This window comes from Dechloromonas hankyongensis, assembly GCF_022012295.1.
Classification (GTDB): domain Bacteria; phylum Pseudomonadota; class Gammaproteobacteria; order Burkholderiales; family Rhodocyclaceae; genus Azonexus; species Azonexus hankyongensis.
In genome coordinates this window covers 426,734-442,959 of sequence record NZ_JAKLTN010000001.1, presented here as the reverse complement: position 1 = coordinate 442,959, position 16,226 = coordinate 426,734, and the positions used below count along the sequence as shown (strand labels likewise).

Sequence of the window (16,226 nt, the reverse complement as noted above, 5' to 3'; positions counted from 1 at the left end):
TGTGAGTGTTGTAAAACGCGAAGGCACCATCGCCGCCATCGCCACGGCCCCCGGCCGTGGTGGTGTCGGTGTGATCCGCATCTCGGGCAGCAATTTGCTGCCCTTTGCTTTTGCATTGACCGGAAAGACGCCCAAGCCGCGCTACGCGACGCTGGCTGACTTCAAGGCCGCCGACGGCAGCACCATCGACAGCGGCCTGCTGATCTATTTTCCGAATCCGCAGTCCTTCACCGGCGAAGATGTCCTCGAACTGCAGGGCCACGGCGGCCCGGTAGTCATGAAGATGCTGCTCGCCCGCTGCCTCGATCTCGGCGCCCGGCTGGCCGAACCCGGCGAATTCAGCCGCCGCGCCTTCCTCAACGGCAAGATGGACCTTGCCCAGGCCGAGGCCGTCGCCGACCTGATCGACGCCGCCACGGCGAGCGCCGCCCGTTCTGCCGTGCGTTCGCTGCAGGGCGAGTTTTCGCGGGCCATCGGCGAACTGAACGACGAGCTGATTAACCTGCGCATGCTGGTCGAAGCGACGCTGGATTTTCCCGAGGAAGACATCGATTTCCTGCAAGCCGCCAATGCCTTCGGTCGCCTCGAACGCTTGCAACTGAAACTGGCCGAAATCTTCGACCGCGCCGGCCAGGGCAAATTGCTGCAATCCGGCCTCCACGTCGTGCTGGCCGGCCAGCCTAATGTCGGCAAGTCTTCGTTGCTCAATCGCCTAGCTGGCGACGATCTGGCCATCGTGACGCCGATTGCCGGCACCACGCGCGACGCCCTGCGCTCGACCATCCAGATCGAGGGTATCCCGCTGCACATCATTGACACCGCCGGCCTGCGCGAAACGGACGATGAAGTAGAGAAAATCGGTATCGAACGTAGCTGGAAGGAAATCGAACGTTCTGATGTCGTTCTTTTGTTGGTCGACGCTCGAACCGGCGTCAGCGATGCCGACCGGGAAATCCTGTCACGGCTGCCGGAAACGCTGCAGCGCATCACCATCTACAACAAGATTGATCTGGCCGGGCGCGCCGCCGAACGCCACGACGAAAGCGACGGCGTAGCCATTTCCTTGTCGGCCAAGGCCAATCAGGGCATGGACCTGCTCCGCCAGGAACTGTTGCGAATCGCCGGCTGGCATCAGGCGGAAGACGTTTTCATTGCCCGCGAGCGCCATTTGCGGGCGCTGGCGCTCGCTCAGGAGCATGTGGCGGCCGCCCGCAGCGTCGTCGAAGGATTTGTTCCGGCACTCGAACTGTTTGCCGAAGAGCTCCGCCTGGCGCAGCAGGCACTGGGCGAAATCACCGGTGAATTTACCGCCGACGACCTGCTCGGCGTCATTTTCAGCCGTTTCTGTATAGGAAAATAGCCGGTCGACTGCTTGTCGATAAACCTGTGTACAAACTGTCGGCGCAATGTGGGGAAGTCCGGTTTTTTCAAAAACCCCGAAACTGTCCAGATTTCATCCACAGGCTATCCAGAAGGATATCGGACGCCAAAATTGCATTTTAATTAATTGAATTTAAATACAAAACATAAGTTATACACAGAGTTGTTGCTAAGGTATTCTCAGTAGTAACTGTGTACACAGTTTTTATATAGAACTGTGCATAGCCCTGAAAAGTCTTTCAGCTGCAGACTGCCTGGCCATGGTCGGCTTCCAGCCGATTGCGCCGAACGATGGCACTGGCGACTTCCCTGCTCAGCGTATCGGCGTCAGGCAAATCGTTGGGGCGATAGACGATCAGTGGAATGCCCAGGCTTTGCAATGCTTGGCGCTTTTGCTCTTCGGGTGAATTTTCGCTTCCTTCATCGGTGGGCCAGGCCAGTTCGATGGCTGCCACGATGGCAAAATCAGCGCCACAAATCACGAAGTCCACGCCACGGCCAAGCATTTGCTTCAAACGACGGGCTTCCTGACGCCCTCTGAGTTGGGCCAGTTGCGCCACACCGACTTGGGCAAATACCCGCATATTGGGCATGGCCTCGCACAGGCGATGAAAAAGGATTTGCTCGGCATCGTTGAGCAGGCGGTATTGCTTGCGCTTGGCGCTTTCGACAAAGCGGGTCTTGGGCTCCGTCTCGATGGTCGATTGCGCCCATTTCTGGGTTCGGCTACGGGCCATGGGCGGCATCAGTGACTGGCCGCCCTTGCCGCCCGGCGTATACCGGTCGCGACCGCGCACCAGTACGAAAGCGAGGATGGCAGTGGCAAGGAGGATGGCGACAATCAATAGGTCCATTACAGCGATGGCGTGGGTTATCGAGCCATTATGATGGCATAAAAATACCGGGAAAATATGACGAATATTAGGGAGTTACCGTTTTTTGCCGGCTGTCGGCAGGAATGGCCGGCTTCCATGGTTCAGATAGCTCGGATCGATGTCCCGAGCCGCTGATCGACGCCTGGCGATAAAGCTTTATTGAACCGGAGCGAAGGGCAATATTTCTAATAAAATTCGGCACTTCGTCTGGGGAAGATTCATGCGCGTCACGCTTGTCCATCCTGCTGGTTTTAATTTCGTGCCGGGACAGCCGGATTTTTCCGTGCTGGCCAATCGGATGCCGCCCATTGGCATCATGCAGTTGGCGTCGTGGCTGGAGAAGTTTGGCCATAGTGTGCAACTGCATGATTGCCTGGGTCCCTATGCGCCGCCAACGACCGCCGAAAATGCCGAGATCGTATTGGCCACGAATCCGGAAATGGTGGGTTTTTCGGCCACAACCTCCGGTTTCATGGACGCCTTCGAAATTGCCGCCTATATCCGCGAGCGCCGGCCTGAGGTCAAAATCGTCTTCGGTAACGTGCATGTCTCGTCGCTCGGGGCGCCTATTCTGGAAAAATTTCCGGAAATTGACTGTCTGGTCATGGGCGAAGGCGAAGGCGCCATGCTCGAACTGGCCGACGGCAAGCCGATGGCCGGCATCGGTAATCTGATCTGGCGCAACGAAACCGGCCGCATCATCGTCAATCCGCGCCGCGACCGCATTCTCGACCTCGACGAACTGCCCTTCCCGGCCTACGAGAAATTGGCCGGTTTTCCGCACGATTACCATCTGCCGCTGTTCGCCTACGCCAAGAAGCATGGCGCGACGATGATCACGTCGCGCGGCTGTCCCTACACCTGCTCGTTCTGCGACCGCACGGTGTTCGAGCGTCAGTACAAGACCAATTCGCCGCAGTACATCTACGATCACATGAAGTACCTGCGCGACAAGTTCGGCGTCTGGCACATCAACATGTACGACGATTTGTTCACCGCCAAGAAACAGCGCGTCATGGATCTGTGCGAACTGCTGATTGCGAACCCTCTCGGCATGCAGTTCAATTGCGCCATCCGCGCTGGCCATACCTCGGACGAGATGTTGGCCAAGCTGAAGAAGGCCGGAGCGCTGATGGTGTCGATCGGCATCGAATCGGCCGATCCCGACATGATGGAGCGCCACAAGGCCGGGGTCACACTGGAGGCCGTGCGCGAGACGGTGCACCAGATCCACGCCGCCGGTCTGCGCGCCAAGGGACTGTTCATTTTCGGCATGCCGGGCGAGACGCCAGAAACGGTGCGCACGACCAGCGATTTCATTCTGTCGCTGGGGCTCGACGAAATGAACATGACCAAGTTCAGCCCCCTGCACGGCGCGCCGATCTGGGAGGAATGCGTCAACGATCCGACCGGCGACTTCGTCGAGGACTGGCGCCTGATGAATTGCCTGAATTTCGTCTATAAGCCGGAAGGCTTTGAGACGCGGGAAGAAATGGACGCGCTGTACAACTGGCACGTCAAACGCTTCTACGACAGCAAGGGCTATCGCCGCCGCTTCGCCAAACGCCTGTGGCAGCACCGCTGGAGCCTGTGGCACGTGCTCAAGCACCTGCCGGAAACCATCGCTGCCGCCCGTTACTTCAGTTCGAACAAGGAACAGTTGGAAAAGGCCAAGCGCGAATTCAAGCTGCATCCGCGCCAGCCGGTCGGCCTCAAGCCGATGTTGTCGACCGACCTGCAGATCGACAATATCGTTTCGATGTCGCCGATCAAATTGACCCGCCGCGAAGCGGCCAAGCAGATTATTCCAGTCGTATACGAAGCTTCGGCGTGCTGCACGCCGCCGGCCGTTCAGGCGGCGGTATAATCGCCGGTCTTTCGTAGCGGGAAGTAGGGGGCCGGTCATGAAGGAATTTGCCAATTTTGCCGGGGTTCGCCTGCTGGCGGCGGTTTGTTGCGCGGCGGTGGCCCTCGGGGCTTGCAAGAGCAACGACAGCAAGCCGGAGGAAGGAAAACCGGCGGCTGCAGCCGAGGCGAAGAAGGAATCCGGCATCCGCAACGGCTACGCCTGCTGCAACCTGCACTATTCCGGCGACTGGATCAGCGATTCGAACCTGGCCCAACTGCCCTTCATCGCCGCCGGGACGCCGATCAGCGTCAAGAAGATCGACGGCTATCGTGCCTACGTGGAAATCGACGGCAAGCCGATGCGCCTCGGCCACGATTACGGCCGGGCCGAGGAAACGACCGAGCAGTGGGTGAGCAAGATCGTCGTCCTCGAGGACCCCAAGCCGAAGATCGCCAAGTTCGCGCCAGCGGTGCGTAACGCCATCGCCAAGGGCCAGTTGATGAAGGGGATGACCAAGGAGCAGGTCATCACGGCGGTCGGCCATCCGCAGACCAACGAAAACCCGAAGCTGGACGGGCCGTACTGGCGTTACTGGTGGTCGAGTTTCGGCCCGTACTACGTGTATTGGGCCAAGGGCTCGGTCAGCAAGATCGATGGCCACTCGGAAACCGTGGGCTATATGACCTACAAGGGTAAATAAAAATTATCGCCACCGCAGAGATCGATAAAGGGTTGTCATGATGGAACAGCAGGCACAGAAGATTGAGCGTCGGCAATGCGACGTGCTGGTGATTGGCGGCGGACCGGCCGGTTCGACCGTGGCCCCGATGCTGGCCGAACAAGGCCACCAGGTGGTGATGTTGGAAAAGGCGCATCACCCGCGCTTCCACATCGGCGAATCGCTGCTGCCGGCCAACCTGCCGCTGTTCGAGCGCATGGGCATCGCCGATGAAGTGAAAGCCATCGGCATGCATAAACCGGGTGCCGAATTCGTTTCGCCGCATCACGACATGTCGTCGGTGTTCTCCTTCGCCGAAGCCTGGGACAAGTCGATGCCCCACGCCTATCAGGTCAAGCGCGACCAGTTCGATACCATCCTGATCCGCAACGCGGCGCGTAAGGGGGTCGAGGTGCATGAAGGCTGCAAGGCCAAGTCGGTCGAATTCCTGCCCGACGATACGGTGCTGGTGCGTGCCCTGCACGACGACGGCAGCGAAAGCGAATGGCAGGCCCGTTTCCTGGTTGATGCCTCGGGGCGCGACACCTTCCTGGCCAACCGCTTCCAGATCAAGCACCGCAATCCCAAGCACAACAGTTCGGCGATCTACGGCCATTTCACCGGCGCCAAGCGTCATGAAGGCCAGGCCGAAGGCAACATCACCATTTTCTGGTTCGAGCACGGCTGGTTCTGGTTCATCCCGATGCAGAACGACATCACCAGCATCGGCATGGTGACCTGGCCGTACTACATGAAGACCAAGGGCGAGCGCAGCCTCGAACAATTTCTGCGCGATGGTTTTGCTCAGTGCCCGAAGTTGACCGATCGCCTGAGCGAAGCGAAGCTGATCAACGAAGTCGAGGCCACCGGCAACTTCTCCTACGTTTCCGAGCGCAACCACGGCAACAACTACGTGATGCTGGGCGACGCTTATGCTTTCATCGACCCGGTTTTTTCGTCCGGCGTGCTGCTCGCCATGAACAGCGGCGTGGTCGCCGCCGAGGCCATCGACACCTGCCTGAAGACCCCGGCCAAGGCCGCCACCGCGCTGAAGAAGTTCGATGCTGCGATGAAGCATGGGCCGAAGGAATTCTCGTGGTTCATCTACCGGGTGACCAATCCGATCATGCGCGATTTCTTCATGGGGCCGCGCAACCTGTTCCGCACCAAGGAAGCCGTGCTGTCCATGCTGGCCGGCGACATTTTCGGCAAGACGCCGATCTGGTCGTCGATCTGGGCCTTCAAGGTGCTCTATTACATCGCCAACATCACCCAGCCGAAGCGCGCTTTCATGGGCTGGAAACGTCGGAAGTTCAATATCCGCAAAGTTGACGAGAACGTCGTATATAACGCCTAGTGTCCCTGCAATTCGTTTCCTCGCTGTCCGCGGTTTCACGTGAAACCAGCGGCGAATTCGGTGGTGCCCTGCTCGGTGAGCCGGCGAGCGGCGCCCTGCCGCCCTGGCCGGTGCAGCGCATCTTCGCCCCGCTGCTCGGGGCCACCACCGCCGCTTTGCATGAAACCTGGCTGACCACTTTGCCGATGCAGTCCGGCCGCGACGAGGCCATCGCCTGGCAACGCACGGACGGCGTGCTCTATGGCGTGCTCGAACTGAGCGAAGCCGACTTCCCGGCGACGCCGGCCTGCTCTTCCCTGCAGGCGGCCAGCGCGGAAGCCTATCGCCGCATTTTCCGGCTGCTCGACGCCCAGGGCATGCCGCACCTGTGGCGGGTGTGGAACTACCTGGCCGACATCAACCTGGAAATGCAGGGCCTGGAGCGCTATCGGCAATTCAATATCGGCCGCCAGGACGCCTTTCTCGAATACCGGCGCGGAGCGGCCGGTAACGTACCGGCCGCCTGCGCAATCGGCCTGTCGGGCGGGGCGCTGAACATCGCTTTCATGGCCGGCATGACGCCGGCCGTGCCGGTCGAGAATCCGCGCCAGATCAGCGCCTACAACTACCCTGCCGACTACGGTCCGCGCAGCCCGACCTTTTCGCGGGCGGCGCTGGTCTATCCGGCAGGTCAGGAAATCCTCTTCATTTCCGGTACGGCGAGTATCGTCGGCCATCAGACCGTGCATCCGGGCGACGTGGTCGGCCAGTGTCAGGAGTCGATGGCCAATATTGCCACCGTGGTTGATGAGGCCAACCGGCAGTGCCGGTCGTCGGCCTTTGCCTTGAATGAATTGGTCTACCGGGTTTATGTCCGCCACGCCGGCGACTTCCCCAAGGTACGCGCTACCCTGAAACCGCTGATCGGCGAGGCCGAGGTGGTTTATGTGCAGGCAGACATCTGCCGGCATGATTTGTTGCTCGAAATCGAGGCCTTTGCCTCGCACGTGCTGGAGAATTGAGATGGCCGGAATGCGGATGACAGGCAAGCTGGGCTTGGTAGCAACGGCACTACTCGGGACGATGAGCGTTGCCCAGGCGGCCGAGGACCAGCCGCTGTGGGAAGTGGGGGCCGGCGTCGCCGCCTTTAGCTTTCCGTCCTATCGCGGCTCGGACCAGACCAACAATTTCCTGCTGCCGGTGCCACATTTCACCTACCACGGCGATTTCCTCAAGGCCGACCGCCAGGGTGTCCGCGGCAGTTTCTTCGATTCCGACCGTATCGAACTGACAGTGTCGGCCGCCCTGTCGCCACCGGCCAACAGCGATGACATTACCGCCCGTAGCGGCATGCCCGACCTCAAGGCGACTTTCGAAATCGGCCCGCAGATCGACCTCACCTTGTGGCGCTCCGAGAACCGCGCCCGCTTCGTCAAGGTGCTGCTGCCGCTGCGCGCCGCCTTTACTGTCGAGGGATCGCCCAAGGATGTCGGCTGGGTTTTCCATCCCAAGCTCAACATGGACGTTACTGACATCCCCGGCATGGCCGGCTGGAATCTCGGTTTGCTCGCCGGCCCGCTGTTCGGCGACAAGCGCCAGCACGCCTACTATTATTCGGTGGCACCGCAATATGCGACCGCCGCCCGCCCGGCCTATGACGCCGGGGCCGGCTATGCCGGCATGCAGTACCTGGCCGCCCTGTCCAAGCGCTTCCCGAAATACTGGGTCGGCGCTTTCGTGCGTTACGACAACCTGAGTGGCGCGACCTTCGAAAACAGCCCGCTGGTTCGCCAGAAGGATTACTTCGCCGGCGGCATCGCCATCAGCTGGATTCTTGGAGAATCGTCGACCCGCGTTAAGGTCGATGACTGATCGTGGCCCTTCCGGCAATCCGCTGTGGATTGTCTATGAATCGCTTGCCATGGTTGTCGGGCTGGGCACGCTGGCCCTTATCTGTCTCGGCTGGCTACCCTTTGCCCTGCTCTTCAAGCCCTTGTTGCCGCGGCGCTGGGCGCAGTGGGTGGGCCGGGGCTTTATTGCCAACGGTTTCCGCTTCTACCTGGGCATCCTGGAAATCTTCTGCGCCTGCCGCTTTGATTTGCAGGAGCTCGATCAACTGCGCGATTCCGGGCCGCTGATCGTCGCCGCCAACCATCCCTCCCTGCTCGATGCGGTGATGATCGTCTCCCGCCTGCCCAATGCGGTGTGCGTCATGAAGGCGTCGTTGATGGACAACCTGCTGTTCGGCGCTGCCGCCCGGCTGGCCCGCTACATCCGCAACGATGCGCCGCTCGAGATGATCCTCAATTCGCGTGAGGCTCTGCAGGACGGTGCCAAACTGGTCATTTTCCCGGAAGGGACGCGCACTGCGAATTTTCCGCTCGATCCGTGCACGCCGAGCACCGGGCTGGTCGCCAACCGGGCCAAGGTGCCGGTGCAGACCGTGCTGATCGAGTTCTCGACGCCTTACCTGGGCAAGGCCTGGCCGCTGTTCCGCCGCCCGGCCTTGCCGTTGAGCTGCCGGGTCCGGCTGGGCCGGCGTTTCGACCCGCCGACCAATGTCCAGGTGTTTACGGCCGAGATCGAAGCCTATTTCCGGGCCGAACTGGGCGAAAATGGCCGGCCTCCAGTTCACGTTCCCGCCTGAAATCCTTGTCCATGTCTGTCCGTTCATCGACCCATCTCGTCCTGATCCCCAGCTACAACCCCGGTCCCGGCGTGCTGGACACGGTGCGGGCGGCGCGGGCGCAATGGGCGCCGGTGTGGGTGGTGGTCGACGGCAGTACCGACGGAACGGCTGAACAATTGCAGGCGCTGGCTGCCGGCGACGACGACCTGACGGTCATCGTGCTGCCCGAGAATCGTGGCAAGGGCGCGGCGGTGCTCGCTGGCATCACACAGGCAGCAGCGCAGGGTTACACCCATGCCCTGACCATGGATTCCGACGGCCAGCATCCGGCCGACCTGATTCCGACTTTCATGGCCGCTTCGCAGGCGGCGCCGGCGAAGATGGTTCTCGGCAAGCCGGTGTTCGGCCCGGAAGCGCCGGCCCTGCGCGTCAATGGGCGCAAGGTGTCGAACGGCTGGGCCAATCTGGAAACGTTGTGGATGGGCATCGGCGATTCGCTGTACGGTTTCCGTGTCTATCCCATCGTCCCGCTCATCAAGATCATGCGCGGCAATCGTTTCATGCGCCGTTTCGATTTCGATCCGGAGGCCGTGGTGCGCCTGTGCTGGGCCGGCGTGCGGCCGATCAACCTCGATGCGCCGGTGCGCTACCTGTCGGCCGAGGAAGGCGGCGTGTCGCATTTCAAGTACCTGCGCGACAACACGCTGCTGACCTGGATGCACACCCGACTATTCATCGGTTTCCTGCTGCGCCTGCCGCTGCTGCTGGTCCGCTACGTGATGGCCTGAGCCGATGGAAGCCCTGCGCCAGTTCGCCCTCCGCTACCTGATCGCCGACGCCGTGCCGCTGTCGGTGCGCGAACGGCGGATCAGCGCGCTGGCCGGCTGCCTGGGCATCCTGCTCATGCAGGGAATCCTCGCCGTGCTGCCGGCTGGCGGCAATGTCAGTTATCTGCTGGCGCCGCTCGGCGCCAGTACGGTGATCCTGTTCGCCTTGCCGCACAGCCCGCTGGCCCAACCCTGGTCGCTGGCCGGCGGCCTGCTTCTGTCGGCCCTGGTCGGCTACATGGCTGGCCTGTGGGTGCAGCCGGCCTGGCTGGCCATCGGGGTCGCCCTCGGCGTGGCCATCTGGCTGACCGCCCTGCTCCGTTGCATCCATCCGCCGGGCGGGGCGATGGCCGTGGTTTTCGCCATTGCCGCCCAGCAGCACACGGTGTCGCTGCTTACTGCGCTGCTCAATGTCGTCGCCGGGCTGATTGCCGTGCTGGCCATCAACAACCTGATGCCAGGCCGGCGTTACCCGCAGTGCGTGCCGGCTCGCCCGACGACGGTCCGCCCGCCGCGGCGCAGCATTCGCCACGAAGACCTGCAGTACGCGCTGGAGAAGCTCGATACCTATCTCGACGTCAGCGAGGACGACCTGGTCAGCATCTACGACCTGGCGACGGCGCACGCTCATCGCCGCCACGAGCGGCGGACCTGCGGCGAAGTGATGTCGTCGCCCGCCCTGGCGGTGACCTTCGCCACCGAATTGAATGAAGCCTGGGCACTGATGCAGGAACATCACTTGCATGGCCTACCGGTGGTGGACCCGGCGCGCCGGGTGATCGGCGTGCTGACCCTGGAGAACTATCTGCGCCATGTCGCCCCGGACAACGGCCAGAGCATAGGCGAGAACATCCGCCGTCTGCTGCGACCAACCCCGACCGCGTATTCCGACAAGCCGGAGGTGGTCGGCCAGATCATGAGCCAGCGTTTCATCACCGCATCGCTGACGGCGCCGCTCGGCGACATGCTGGCCCTGCTGTCTAGCCAGGATCATCCGGCCATCGTGCCGGTGGTCGATGAAGACCGGCGTCTGGCCGGCGTATTAACCCAGACCGATCTGCTGGCGGCGGTTTACCACCGTCAGGCGGCATCGGCGGCCCGTCATTGAGGATCGAATGAACACAACAGAAATCTTCCTGATCGCGATGACGATCATCTTCACAGTGCCCTACCTTATCTGGCGGCTCGGCAAGACCGACTATCACGCGCCGCTGGTCGTCGTCCAGATCATCACCGGCATCCTGCTCGGGCCGGGCATCCTCGGCAAGATTTTCCCCGACTACTACAGCTTCGTATTCAACCCGGCTGTGATTCAGTCGCTGAACGGCATCGCGTGGTGGGCGGTCATGCTGTTCGTGATGATCGCCGGGGTCGAACTCGATCTTAAGAAAGCCTGGGCGCATCGCCGGGAGAGCGGCATCACGGCCGGCCTGGCGCTCGGCGTGCCGCTGGTCTTCGGTTGCGTGGCGGCAGCATTCATGCTCGGTTTCGAGGGCTGGATGGGGAGCAAGGCGTTGACCTGGCAGTTCGTCGTCGGCGTCGGCATGGCCTGCGCGGTGACCGCCTTGCCCATCCTGATCCTGCTCATGGAAAAGCTCGACGTGCTGCGCCAGCCCATCGGTCAGCGTATCCTGCGCTACGCCAGCCTGGACGACATCGCCATTTGGGGCGTGCTGGCCCTGATCCTGATGGACTGGGAGCGCATCGGCCGGCAAGGCGCCTTCCTATTCGGCTTTGGCGTGGCCGCCTGGCTGTTCCACCATCTGATGATCCGCTTGGCCGAGCGCGATCGCTGGTACGTCGCGCTGATCTGGCTGGCCGCCGTTTCCTTCGGCGCCGACTGGGCCGGGCTGCATTTCATGGTCGGCGCCTTCCTGGCCGGAGCGAGCATGGAAGCCGAGTGGTTCAATCAGGAAAAGATGGACATGCTGCGCCATCACGTCCTGCTCGCCGTGATGCCGGTATTTTTCCTATCCACCGGCCTGCGTACCAACTGGGATGTCGGCGGGGCCGCCGTCTTCCTCGCCGCCGGCCTGCTCCTGCTCGCTTCGATCGGCGGTAAGCTGATCGGCGTGCGCATCGCCGGCCGCATCCTTAAGTGGGCCCCGGGCGAAGCCAGCATCATCGGCTGGCTGCTACAGACCAAGGCGTTGATCATGATCATTTTCGCCAACATCCTGCTCGACAAGCAGATCATCACCAGCGAAACCTTCACGGCTCTGCTGCTGATGGCCATCGCCAGCACCATGCTGACCGTGCCCATCGTCGCGCCCAAGCTGGCGCAGCTCAAGTCGCTGATCCTGCGCGTGGCCTGAGGCGAAGCGTATGGCTTACCTACCGACCTACAGCGAAGATGCCCCGGCGCGGGACGAGATCGACGCCCTGCCCGGGCTCCTCCTGCTTGAATTCGGGACCAACTGGTGCGGCCATTGCCAGGCCGCCCAGCCGGCTATTGCGGCGGCGATGGCGGACTATCCGGCGCTGCGCCACATCAAGGTCGAGGACGGTCCGGGACGCCGCCTGGGGCGCAGTTATCGGGTCAAGCTGTGGCCGACGCTGATTTTCCTGCGCGATGGCCAGGAAATCAGGCGCCTGGTCCGGCCGACCGACAAGGCGGACATCGCCGCCACCCTCGCCCGTCTGGCCACGGCCTGAAGATCAGGCCGGCTGGCGCCGCTTCTGCCAGGCGTCCAGTTCGCCACGGTCGATGAAGGTTTCCAGCCGGTTGATGTTGCCCGGCAACTGCTTGCCTTCCCACTGCTCGGTCGCCCAGCGCTTCACATTGGCGCGCAGTTCGCCATGTTCGATGGCCTGGGCCAGGGCAAACTCGGCGTCGTGCACGGCGTCCGGCGAACTGGCTAGGGAGAGTGCCGCTTCATGCAGATTGAGGGGGCTTATTTCGCTCATGGGGATCTCCGTGATCGGGTCGGTGAGGCTAACTGGCTATTTGGACAGGGCGGCACCCCGTCCGGAGAATTCATCGCTCATCCGGTACAGCGCATCGGCAAACGATGCCTTCGGATTCGCCCGGCAGTAGCGGTCGGCATACTGCTCTATCGTGCCATTCGATACGTCGGTCACCTGCTGGCGCTGATTGGCGTAGTTGTGGCCGCTGAGAAAGCCACGCGCCCAGGCCAGATACGGCTGGCGCTCGTCGGGATTGGCTTTGGTATTAGCCCAGGCCGGGCAGGACATGTCGTCGAGGCCGAGCAGCTTGGGCGGCGCAGCGTCGGCACCGAATGCCAACACGGCGATCAATGCTCCCAAAATCCACTTGCCTGACTGGCGACTGCGCATCTGATGCTCCTGTGACGGGCCTGGCTAACAGAATGCCATAGCCAGCAGGGCCGGGTCATCCAGAAGATTGAGCAGGCAGTACACGGCGAGACGGTTGGCGTACTCCCACAGGCGCGGCGCCACCACGGAAAAGTCGAGACTGAAGCTCAGATCATCCCGCCATTGATCGAAATGATCTGCCCGGAGATGTAGGCGGCGCTGCCCGAGGCGAGGAAGGCGACGAGGTCGGCGACTTCTTCTGGCTGGCCGGCGCGCTTCATCGGCACCAGTTGTTTGATGGTATCGGCGTCGAAGGCGCCGTCGATCATGTCGGTGGCGATGATGCCGGGGGCTACGGCGTTGACCGTGATGCCGCGACTGGCCAGTTCCAGCGCCAGCGATTTGGTCGCCGCATGCAGCGCGCCCTTGGCGGCGGAGTAATTGACCTGGCCACGGTTGCCGGTGATGCCGGCGACCGACGAAATGGTGACGATGCGGCCCCAGCGGGTGCGGATCATCGGCATGGTCAGCGGCTGCGTGACGTTGTAGAAGCCATTCAGCGACACGGCAATGACCGAATCCCACTGCTCGCCGGACATGCCGGGGAACACGGCATCGGCGTGGATGCCGGCGTTGTTGACCAGGATCTGGATGGCACCGGCCTCGAGCAGCTTGTCCAGTGCGGCGGCTGTGGCGGTGCGGTCGGTGACGTCGAAAGCGATGGCCTCGGCGCTGCCGCCGGTTTCCCGGATGGTGGCGACGACGGTTTCGGCCTTGTCCAGGCTGCGGTTGGCGTGCACGATGACGTGGTGACCGTCGGCGGCGAGGCGCCGACAGATGGCGGCACCGATGCCGCCGCTGCCGCCGGTGACGAGGGCCCGTTTCATGACTGTTCCTTGCTCAGGGTGCTGGCATCCAAGACCACGGCGGCGCGGCCTTCGAGCAGGCAGCGGTCGGCGTGGTGGAGGGAAAACTGGTAGAGGATGTTGTTGGCGTCGCCGGACAGGCGCTCGGCGCGGACGAGCAATTCGCCCGGAAGGTCGTCGAGGCGGGCGACATGCAGGGTCACGCCGCGCACGCTGGTCAGATAGCCCTGGCGCGGTTGTCCATCATTGCCTGCGAGCAAGGCGCCGTGAATGGCCATGGCCTGGGCGGCGTATTCGATGCCGTTGGCGGCGCCCAGGCGCCCCCCGGCGCACAGCGGGTTGGCCGGGGCGCTGTGGCTGCTGGCGACGCAGCTTATGGCCTCAGGTGACCAGTCCGTCACGGCATCGAGCAGGCACATGTTGCCCTGATGCGGGATGTGGGCGGCGATCCAGGCGCGGTCTAGCACGGCTGGATGGCGACGCTCAATTGCATCGGCGGCAGGTAGTCGAGGTAGACTTCACCGCCCTCGACCAGCGCCAGCTTGCGCAGCAGCGGCAGGGCGCGCAAGGCCGGGATGGCGGTGCGCAGGGTTTCCGGCCCGTCATCGGCCAGCATGTCGGCATTGGCGGTGCTCGGCGTGACGGTGATCTGCGCCAGCGAGCGTTCGCTGCGCTGCGGCGTCAGGAGCAGGCCGATCCCCGCCACGTCAGGCACCGGGCGCTTGGCGAACAGCGGTTCCGGGTATTCGCTGTCGTAGGCGATGAGCAAGGTCGTTTGTTGGTCCAGAACGACCTGGCCGAGAGCGTCGATCAAACCAGCGCCAAAGCTGGCGTCGTAGGCGCAGAGGACCTGGCACGGGGCCATGGCGCCGGTGGCGATGCCCCAGTAGCCGGCGGCGGCGTTATGTACCGAATTGTGGAAGCGGGTCGGCGAAATCTGGCGGTCCTCGCTGGCCAGCTGCTCGCACAGGGCGTGGCAGTTGTGGCCGTCGGCGCCGGAAGCGGAAAACACCGTAGCCAGCAGGGCGACATCGGCGCCGGCGTGGGTGGCGGCTTCGAGGCCGACGGCCAAGGTCAGTTTGACGACACGGCTAGCGCGGCGGCGTTCGGCCGGCGGCAGGATGGCCGGGGCGGGCAGCACGGAAGGCGCATTTTCATAGGCCTGTTCGCCACGCAGCACGGCACGGGCGGTCGGCCAGTCCGGCAGGCCGGGCGCCAGGAAGCCGATGCCTTCGATCCAGGCGGTCAGTGGTTTGCTCATGGCGCGACTCCGAGGATCAGGCTGCAGTTGCTGCCGCCGAAGCCGAAGGAATTGGTCAGGGCATGGCGTACGGTGCCGGCCCGGCCGTGCAGCAGGTAATCGACCGGGATGGCGGGGTCGAGGCTTTGTGTCCCCGGGCTGCCAGGCAGGAAGCTGTCGGTCAGCGCCAGCGCGCAGATCACCGCTTCGACGGCGCCAGCAGCGCCCAGCGTGTGGCCGGTGGCGCCCTTGGTCGAACTGCACGGCACGCGGTCTCCGAACAGCGCGGCGACGGCCTTGCCCTCGGCGGCATCGTTGGCCGGCGTCGAGGTGCCGTGCAGGTTAATGTAGCCGATGTCAGCCGTGCTCAGGCCGGCCGAGCGCAGCGCGGCCTCCATGGCCAGCTTGGCGCCCAGTCCCTCCGGGTGCGGCGAGGACATGTGGTAGGCGTCGCTCGATTCGCCGGTGCCGAGCAGCAGCATGGCGCCAGGAGGCGGGTGGTCGGCCCGTTCGAGCAGCGCGAAGGCAGCGCCCTCGCCGATCGAGATGCCGTTGCGCTCGCCGTCATAGGGGCGGCACGGCCGAGTCGAGGTCAGTTGCAGCGAGGCGAAGCCATAGAGCGTGGTCAGGCACAGCGTATCGACGCCGCCGACGATGGCTGCGTCTATGGTCCCGAGTTCCAACTGGCGGGCGGCGGCAGCGAAGACCTTGGCGCTCGACGAGCAGGCCGTCGAAATGGCCATGGCCATGCCTGCCAGCCCGAAGTAGTCGCGGGTGAATTCTGCCAGCGAGAAAGAGTTGTGTGTCGTGCGGTAGTGGAAATCGTCGGGCAGTGCACCGGTCTCCGCATCGCGCCGGCGGTAGGCCAGTTCTGTCTGCAGGATGCCGGCCGTACTGGTGCCGAGGAAAACGCCGACCCGCGTCTTGCCGTAGCGGGCGATGGCTTCCCGGACACGGTCGGCGAAGCCGTCGGTTTCCAGGCCCATCTGCGTCAGGCGGTTGTTGCGGCAGTCGTAGGCCGCCAGGGCGGCGGGCAGCGTTTCGGCATCGACGGCCGGTACTTCGCCGATCCAGGTGTCGAGCTGCACCGTCTCGAAGGCGCACGGCGCCAGTCCGCTGCGTCCTGCACGCAAGGCTGCGCGCGTCGCATCGAGGCCCCGTCCGAGACAGGTCGTGGCGGTGTAGGCGGAAAGAAGCAGCGGAGTCACGATGGCACTCAAATTGAATTTT

General features: G+C 63.2%; 18 protein-coding genes. 11 read left to right on the top strand and 7 right to left on the bottom strand.

What is annotated here, in order from left to right; translation table 11 throughout:
* The first annotated feature begins 1 nt into the window (after window position 1).
* Entirely contained in the window at window positions 2-1,360 is a 1,359-nt protein-coding gene (gene mnmE, locus LZ012_RS02210; RefSeq protein ID WP_275707102.1) for a tRNA uridine-5-carboxymethylaminomethyl(34) synthesis GTPase MnmE, read from the top strand.
* Between the two features lie 259 nt (window positions 1,361-1,619).
* On the opposite strand, the gene LZ012_RS02205 is transcribed toward mnmE, so the two are convergent.
* Window positions 1,620-2,234 (bottom strand): DUF2726 domain-containing protein, encoded by a 615-nt coding sequence (locus tag LZ012_RS02205; RefSeq protein ID WP_275707100.1) that lies wholly within the window; start codon window positions 2,232-2,234, stop codon window positions 1,620-1,622.
* 241 nt (window positions 2,235-2,475) lie between these two features.
* Here LZ012_RS02205 and LZ012_RS02200 point away from each other — a divergent pair, with 241 nt between their 5' ends.
* The 10 genes from LZ012_RS02200 to LZ012_RS02155 are packed head-to-tail and all read left to right on the top strand — an operon-like array spanning window position 2,476 to window position 12,269.
* The gene (locus LZ012_RS02200) at window positions 2,476-4,122 is read left to right on the top strand and encodes a B12-binding domain-containing radical SAM protein (protein WP_275707098.1); all 1,647 of its coding nucleotides are present in this window, start codon (window positions 2,476-2,478) and stop codon (window positions 4,120-4,122) included.
* Window positions 4,123-4,159: 37 nt separating this feature from the next.
* Window positions 4,160-4,804, top strand: a complete 645-nt coding sequence (locus LZ012_RS02195; protein WP_275707096.1) for a hypothetical protein — start codon at window positions 4,160-4,162, stop codon at window positions 4,802-4,804.
* A gap of 37 nt (window positions 4,805-4,841) precedes the next feature.
* On the top strand, window positions 4,842-6,179 hold the full coding sequence (locus tag LZ012_RS02190; protein WP_275707094.1) for an NAD(P)/FAD-dependent oxidoreductase: 1,338 nt from the start codon (window positions 4,842-4,844) through the stop codon (window positions 6,177-6,179).
* Window positions 6,179-7,180, top strand: coding sequence for a chorismate transformation FkbO/Hyg5 family protein (locus LZ012_RS02185; RefSeq protein WP_275707092.1), 1,002 nt, complete (start codon window positions 6,179-6,181; stop codon window positions 7,178-7,180). Before LZ012_RS02190 ends, LZ012_RS02185 begins: the two co-directional genes overlap by 1 nt.
* Before the next feature lie 16 nt (window positions 7,181-7,196).
* On the top strand, window positions 7,197-8,030 hold the full coding sequence (locus LZ012_RS02180) for a MipA/OmpV family protein (protein WP_275707090.1): 834 nt from the start codon (window positions 7,197-7,199) through the stop codon (window positions 8,028-8,030).
* On the top strand, window positions 8,023-8,805 hold the full coding sequence (locus LZ012_RS02175; protein ID WP_275707088.1) for a lysophospholipid acyltransferase family protein: 783 nt from the start codon (window positions 8,023-8,025) through the stop codon (window positions 8,803-8,805). The genes LZ012_RS02180 and LZ012_RS02175 overlap by 8 nt, the downstream gene beginning before the upstream one ends.
* Window positions 8,806-8,816: 11 nt before the next feature.
* Complete coding sequence (locus tag LZ012_RS02170; protein WP_275707086.1) at window positions 8,817-9,575, top strand: glycosyltransferase family 2 protein; 759 nt, start codon at window positions 8,817-8,819, stop codon at window positions 9,573-9,575.
* A gap of 4 nt (window positions 9,576-9,579) precedes the next feature.
* Window positions 9,580-10,722 (top strand): HPP family protein, encoded by a 1,143-nt coding sequence (locus LZ012_RS02165; RefSeq protein ID WP_275707084.1) that lies wholly within the window; start codon window positions 9,580-9,582, stop codon window positions 10,720-10,722.
* A 7-nt stretch (window positions 10,723-10,729) separates the two neighbouring features.
* Window positions 10,730-11,929, top strand: a complete 1,200-nt coding sequence (locus LZ012_RS02160; RefSeq protein WP_275707081.1) for a cation:proton antiporter — start codon at window positions 10,730-10,732, stop codon at window positions 11,927-11,929.
* Window positions 11,930-11,939: 10 nt separating this feature from the next.
* Window positions 11,940-12,269 carry a thioredoxin family protein gene (locus tag LZ012_RS02155; protein WP_275707078.1) on the top strand — a complete coding sequence of 110 codons (330 nt, stop codon included), beginning with the start codon at window positions 11,940-11,942 and terminating at the stop codon, window positions 12,267-12,269.
* 3 nt (window positions 12,270-12,272) lie between these two features.
* On the opposite strand, the gene LZ012_RS02150 is transcribed toward LZ012_RS02155, so the two are convergent.
* From LZ012_RS02150 to LZ012_RS02125, 6 genes are all read right to left on the bottom strand, one after another.
* Window positions 12,273-12,521 (bottom strand): hypothetical protein, encoded by a 249-nt coding sequence (locus LZ012_RS02150; RefSeq protein WP_275707075.1) that lies wholly within the window; start codon window positions 12,519-12,521, stop codon window positions 12,273-12,275.
* A 36-nt stretch (window positions 12,522-12,557) separates the two neighbouring features.
* Window positions 12,558-12,911, bottom strand: a complete 354-nt coding sequence (locus LZ012_RS02145) for an HdeA/HdeB family chaperone (protein ID WP_275707072.1) — start codon at window positions 12,909-12,911, stop codon at window positions 12,558-12,560.
* Between the two features lie 146 nt (window positions 12,912-13,057).
* Window positions 13,058-13,777 carry a 3-oxoacyl-ACP reductase FabG gene (gene fabG, locus LZ012_RS02140; RefSeq protein WP_275707070.1) on the bottom strand — a complete coding sequence of 240 codons (720 nt, stop codon included), beginning with the start codon at window positions 13,775-13,777 and terminating at the stop codon, window positions 13,058-13,060.
* Entirely contained in the window at window positions 13,774-14,223 is a 450-nt protein-coding gene (locus LZ012_RS02135; protein ID WP_275707067.1) for a hotdog family protein, read from the bottom strand. Before LZ012_RS02135 ends, fabG begins: the two co-directional genes overlap by 4 nt.
* On the bottom strand, window positions 14,217-15,017 hold the full coding sequence (locus tag LZ012_RS02130) for a beta-ketoacyl synthase chain length factor (RefSeq protein ID WP_275707063.1): 801 nt from the start codon (window positions 15,015-15,017) through the stop codon (window positions 14,217-14,219). Before LZ012_RS02130 ends, LZ012_RS02135 begins: the two co-directional genes overlap by 7 nt.
* The gene (locus LZ012_RS02125; protein ID WP_275707060.1) at window positions 15,014-16,204 is read right to left on the bottom strand and encodes a beta-ketoacyl-[acyl-carrier-protein] synthase family protein; all 1,191 of its coding nucleotides are present in this window, start codon (window positions 16,202-16,204) and stop codon (window positions 15,014-15,016) included. The genes LZ012_RS02130 and LZ012_RS02125 overlap by 4 nt, the downstream gene beginning before the upstream one ends.
* Between the last annotated feature and the right edge of the window lie 22 nt (window positions 16,205-16,226).

Excerpts from the sequence above, each read along its gene's own strand:
- LZ012_RS02205 (WP_275707100.1), bottom strand. The coding sequence starts at position 2,234 with ATGGACCTATTGATTGTCGCCATCCTCCTTGCCACTGCCATCCTCGCT.
- LZ012_RS02200 (WP_275707098.1), top strand. The coding sequence starts at position 2,476 with ATGCGCGTCACGCTTGTCCATCCTGCTGGTTTTAATTTCGTGCCGGGA.
- LZ012_RS02195 (WP_275707096.1), top strand. The coding sequence starts at position 4,160 with ATGAAGGAATTTGCCAATTTTGCCGGGGTTCGCCTGCTGGCGGCGGTT.
- LZ012_RS02190 (WP_275707094.1), top strand. The coding sequence starts at position 4,842 with ATGATGGAACAGCAGGCACAGAAGATTGAGCGTCGGCAATGCGACGTG.
- LZ012_RS02180 (WP_275707090.1), top strand. The coding sequence starts at position 7,197 with ATGACAGGCAAGCTGGGCTTGGTAGCAACGGCACTACTCGGGACGATG.
- LZ012_RS02175 (WP_275707088.1), top strand. The coding sequence starts at position 8,023 with ATGACTGATCGTGGCCCTTCCGGCAATCCGCTGTGGATTGTCTATGAA.
- LZ012_RS02170 (WP_275707086.1), top strand. The coding sequence starts at position 8,817 with ATGTCTGTCCGTTCATCGACCCATCTCGTCCTGATCCCCAGCTACAAC.
- LZ012_RS02165 (WP_275707084.1), top strand. The coding sequence starts at position 9,580 with ATGGAAGCCCTGCGCCAGTTCGCCCTCCGCTACCTGATCGCCGACGCC.
- LZ012_RS02160 (WP_275707081.1), top strand. The coding sequence starts at position 10,730 with ATGAACACAACAGAAATCTTCCTGATCGCGATGACGATCATCTTCACA.
- LZ012_RS02155 (WP_275707078.1), top strand. The coding sequence starts at position 11,940 with ATGGCTTACCTACCGACCTACAGCGAAGATGCCCCGGCGCGGGACGAG.
- LZ012_RS02150 (WP_275707075.1), bottom strand. The coding sequence starts at position 12,521 with ATGAGCGAAATAAGCCCCCTCAATCTGCATGAAGCGGCACTCTCCCTA.
- LZ012_RS02145 (WP_275707072.1), bottom strand. The coding sequence starts at position 12,911 with ATGCGCAGTCGCCAGTCAGGCAAGTGGATTTTGGGAGCATTGATCGCC.
- fabG (WP_275707070.1), bottom strand. The coding sequence starts at position 13,777 with ATGAAACGGGCCCTCGTCACCGGCGGCAGCGGCGGCATCGGTGCCGCC.
- LZ012_RS02130 (WP_275707063.1), bottom strand. The coding sequence starts at position 15,017 with ATGAGCAAACCACTGACCGCCTGGATCGAAGGCATCGGCTTCCTGGCG.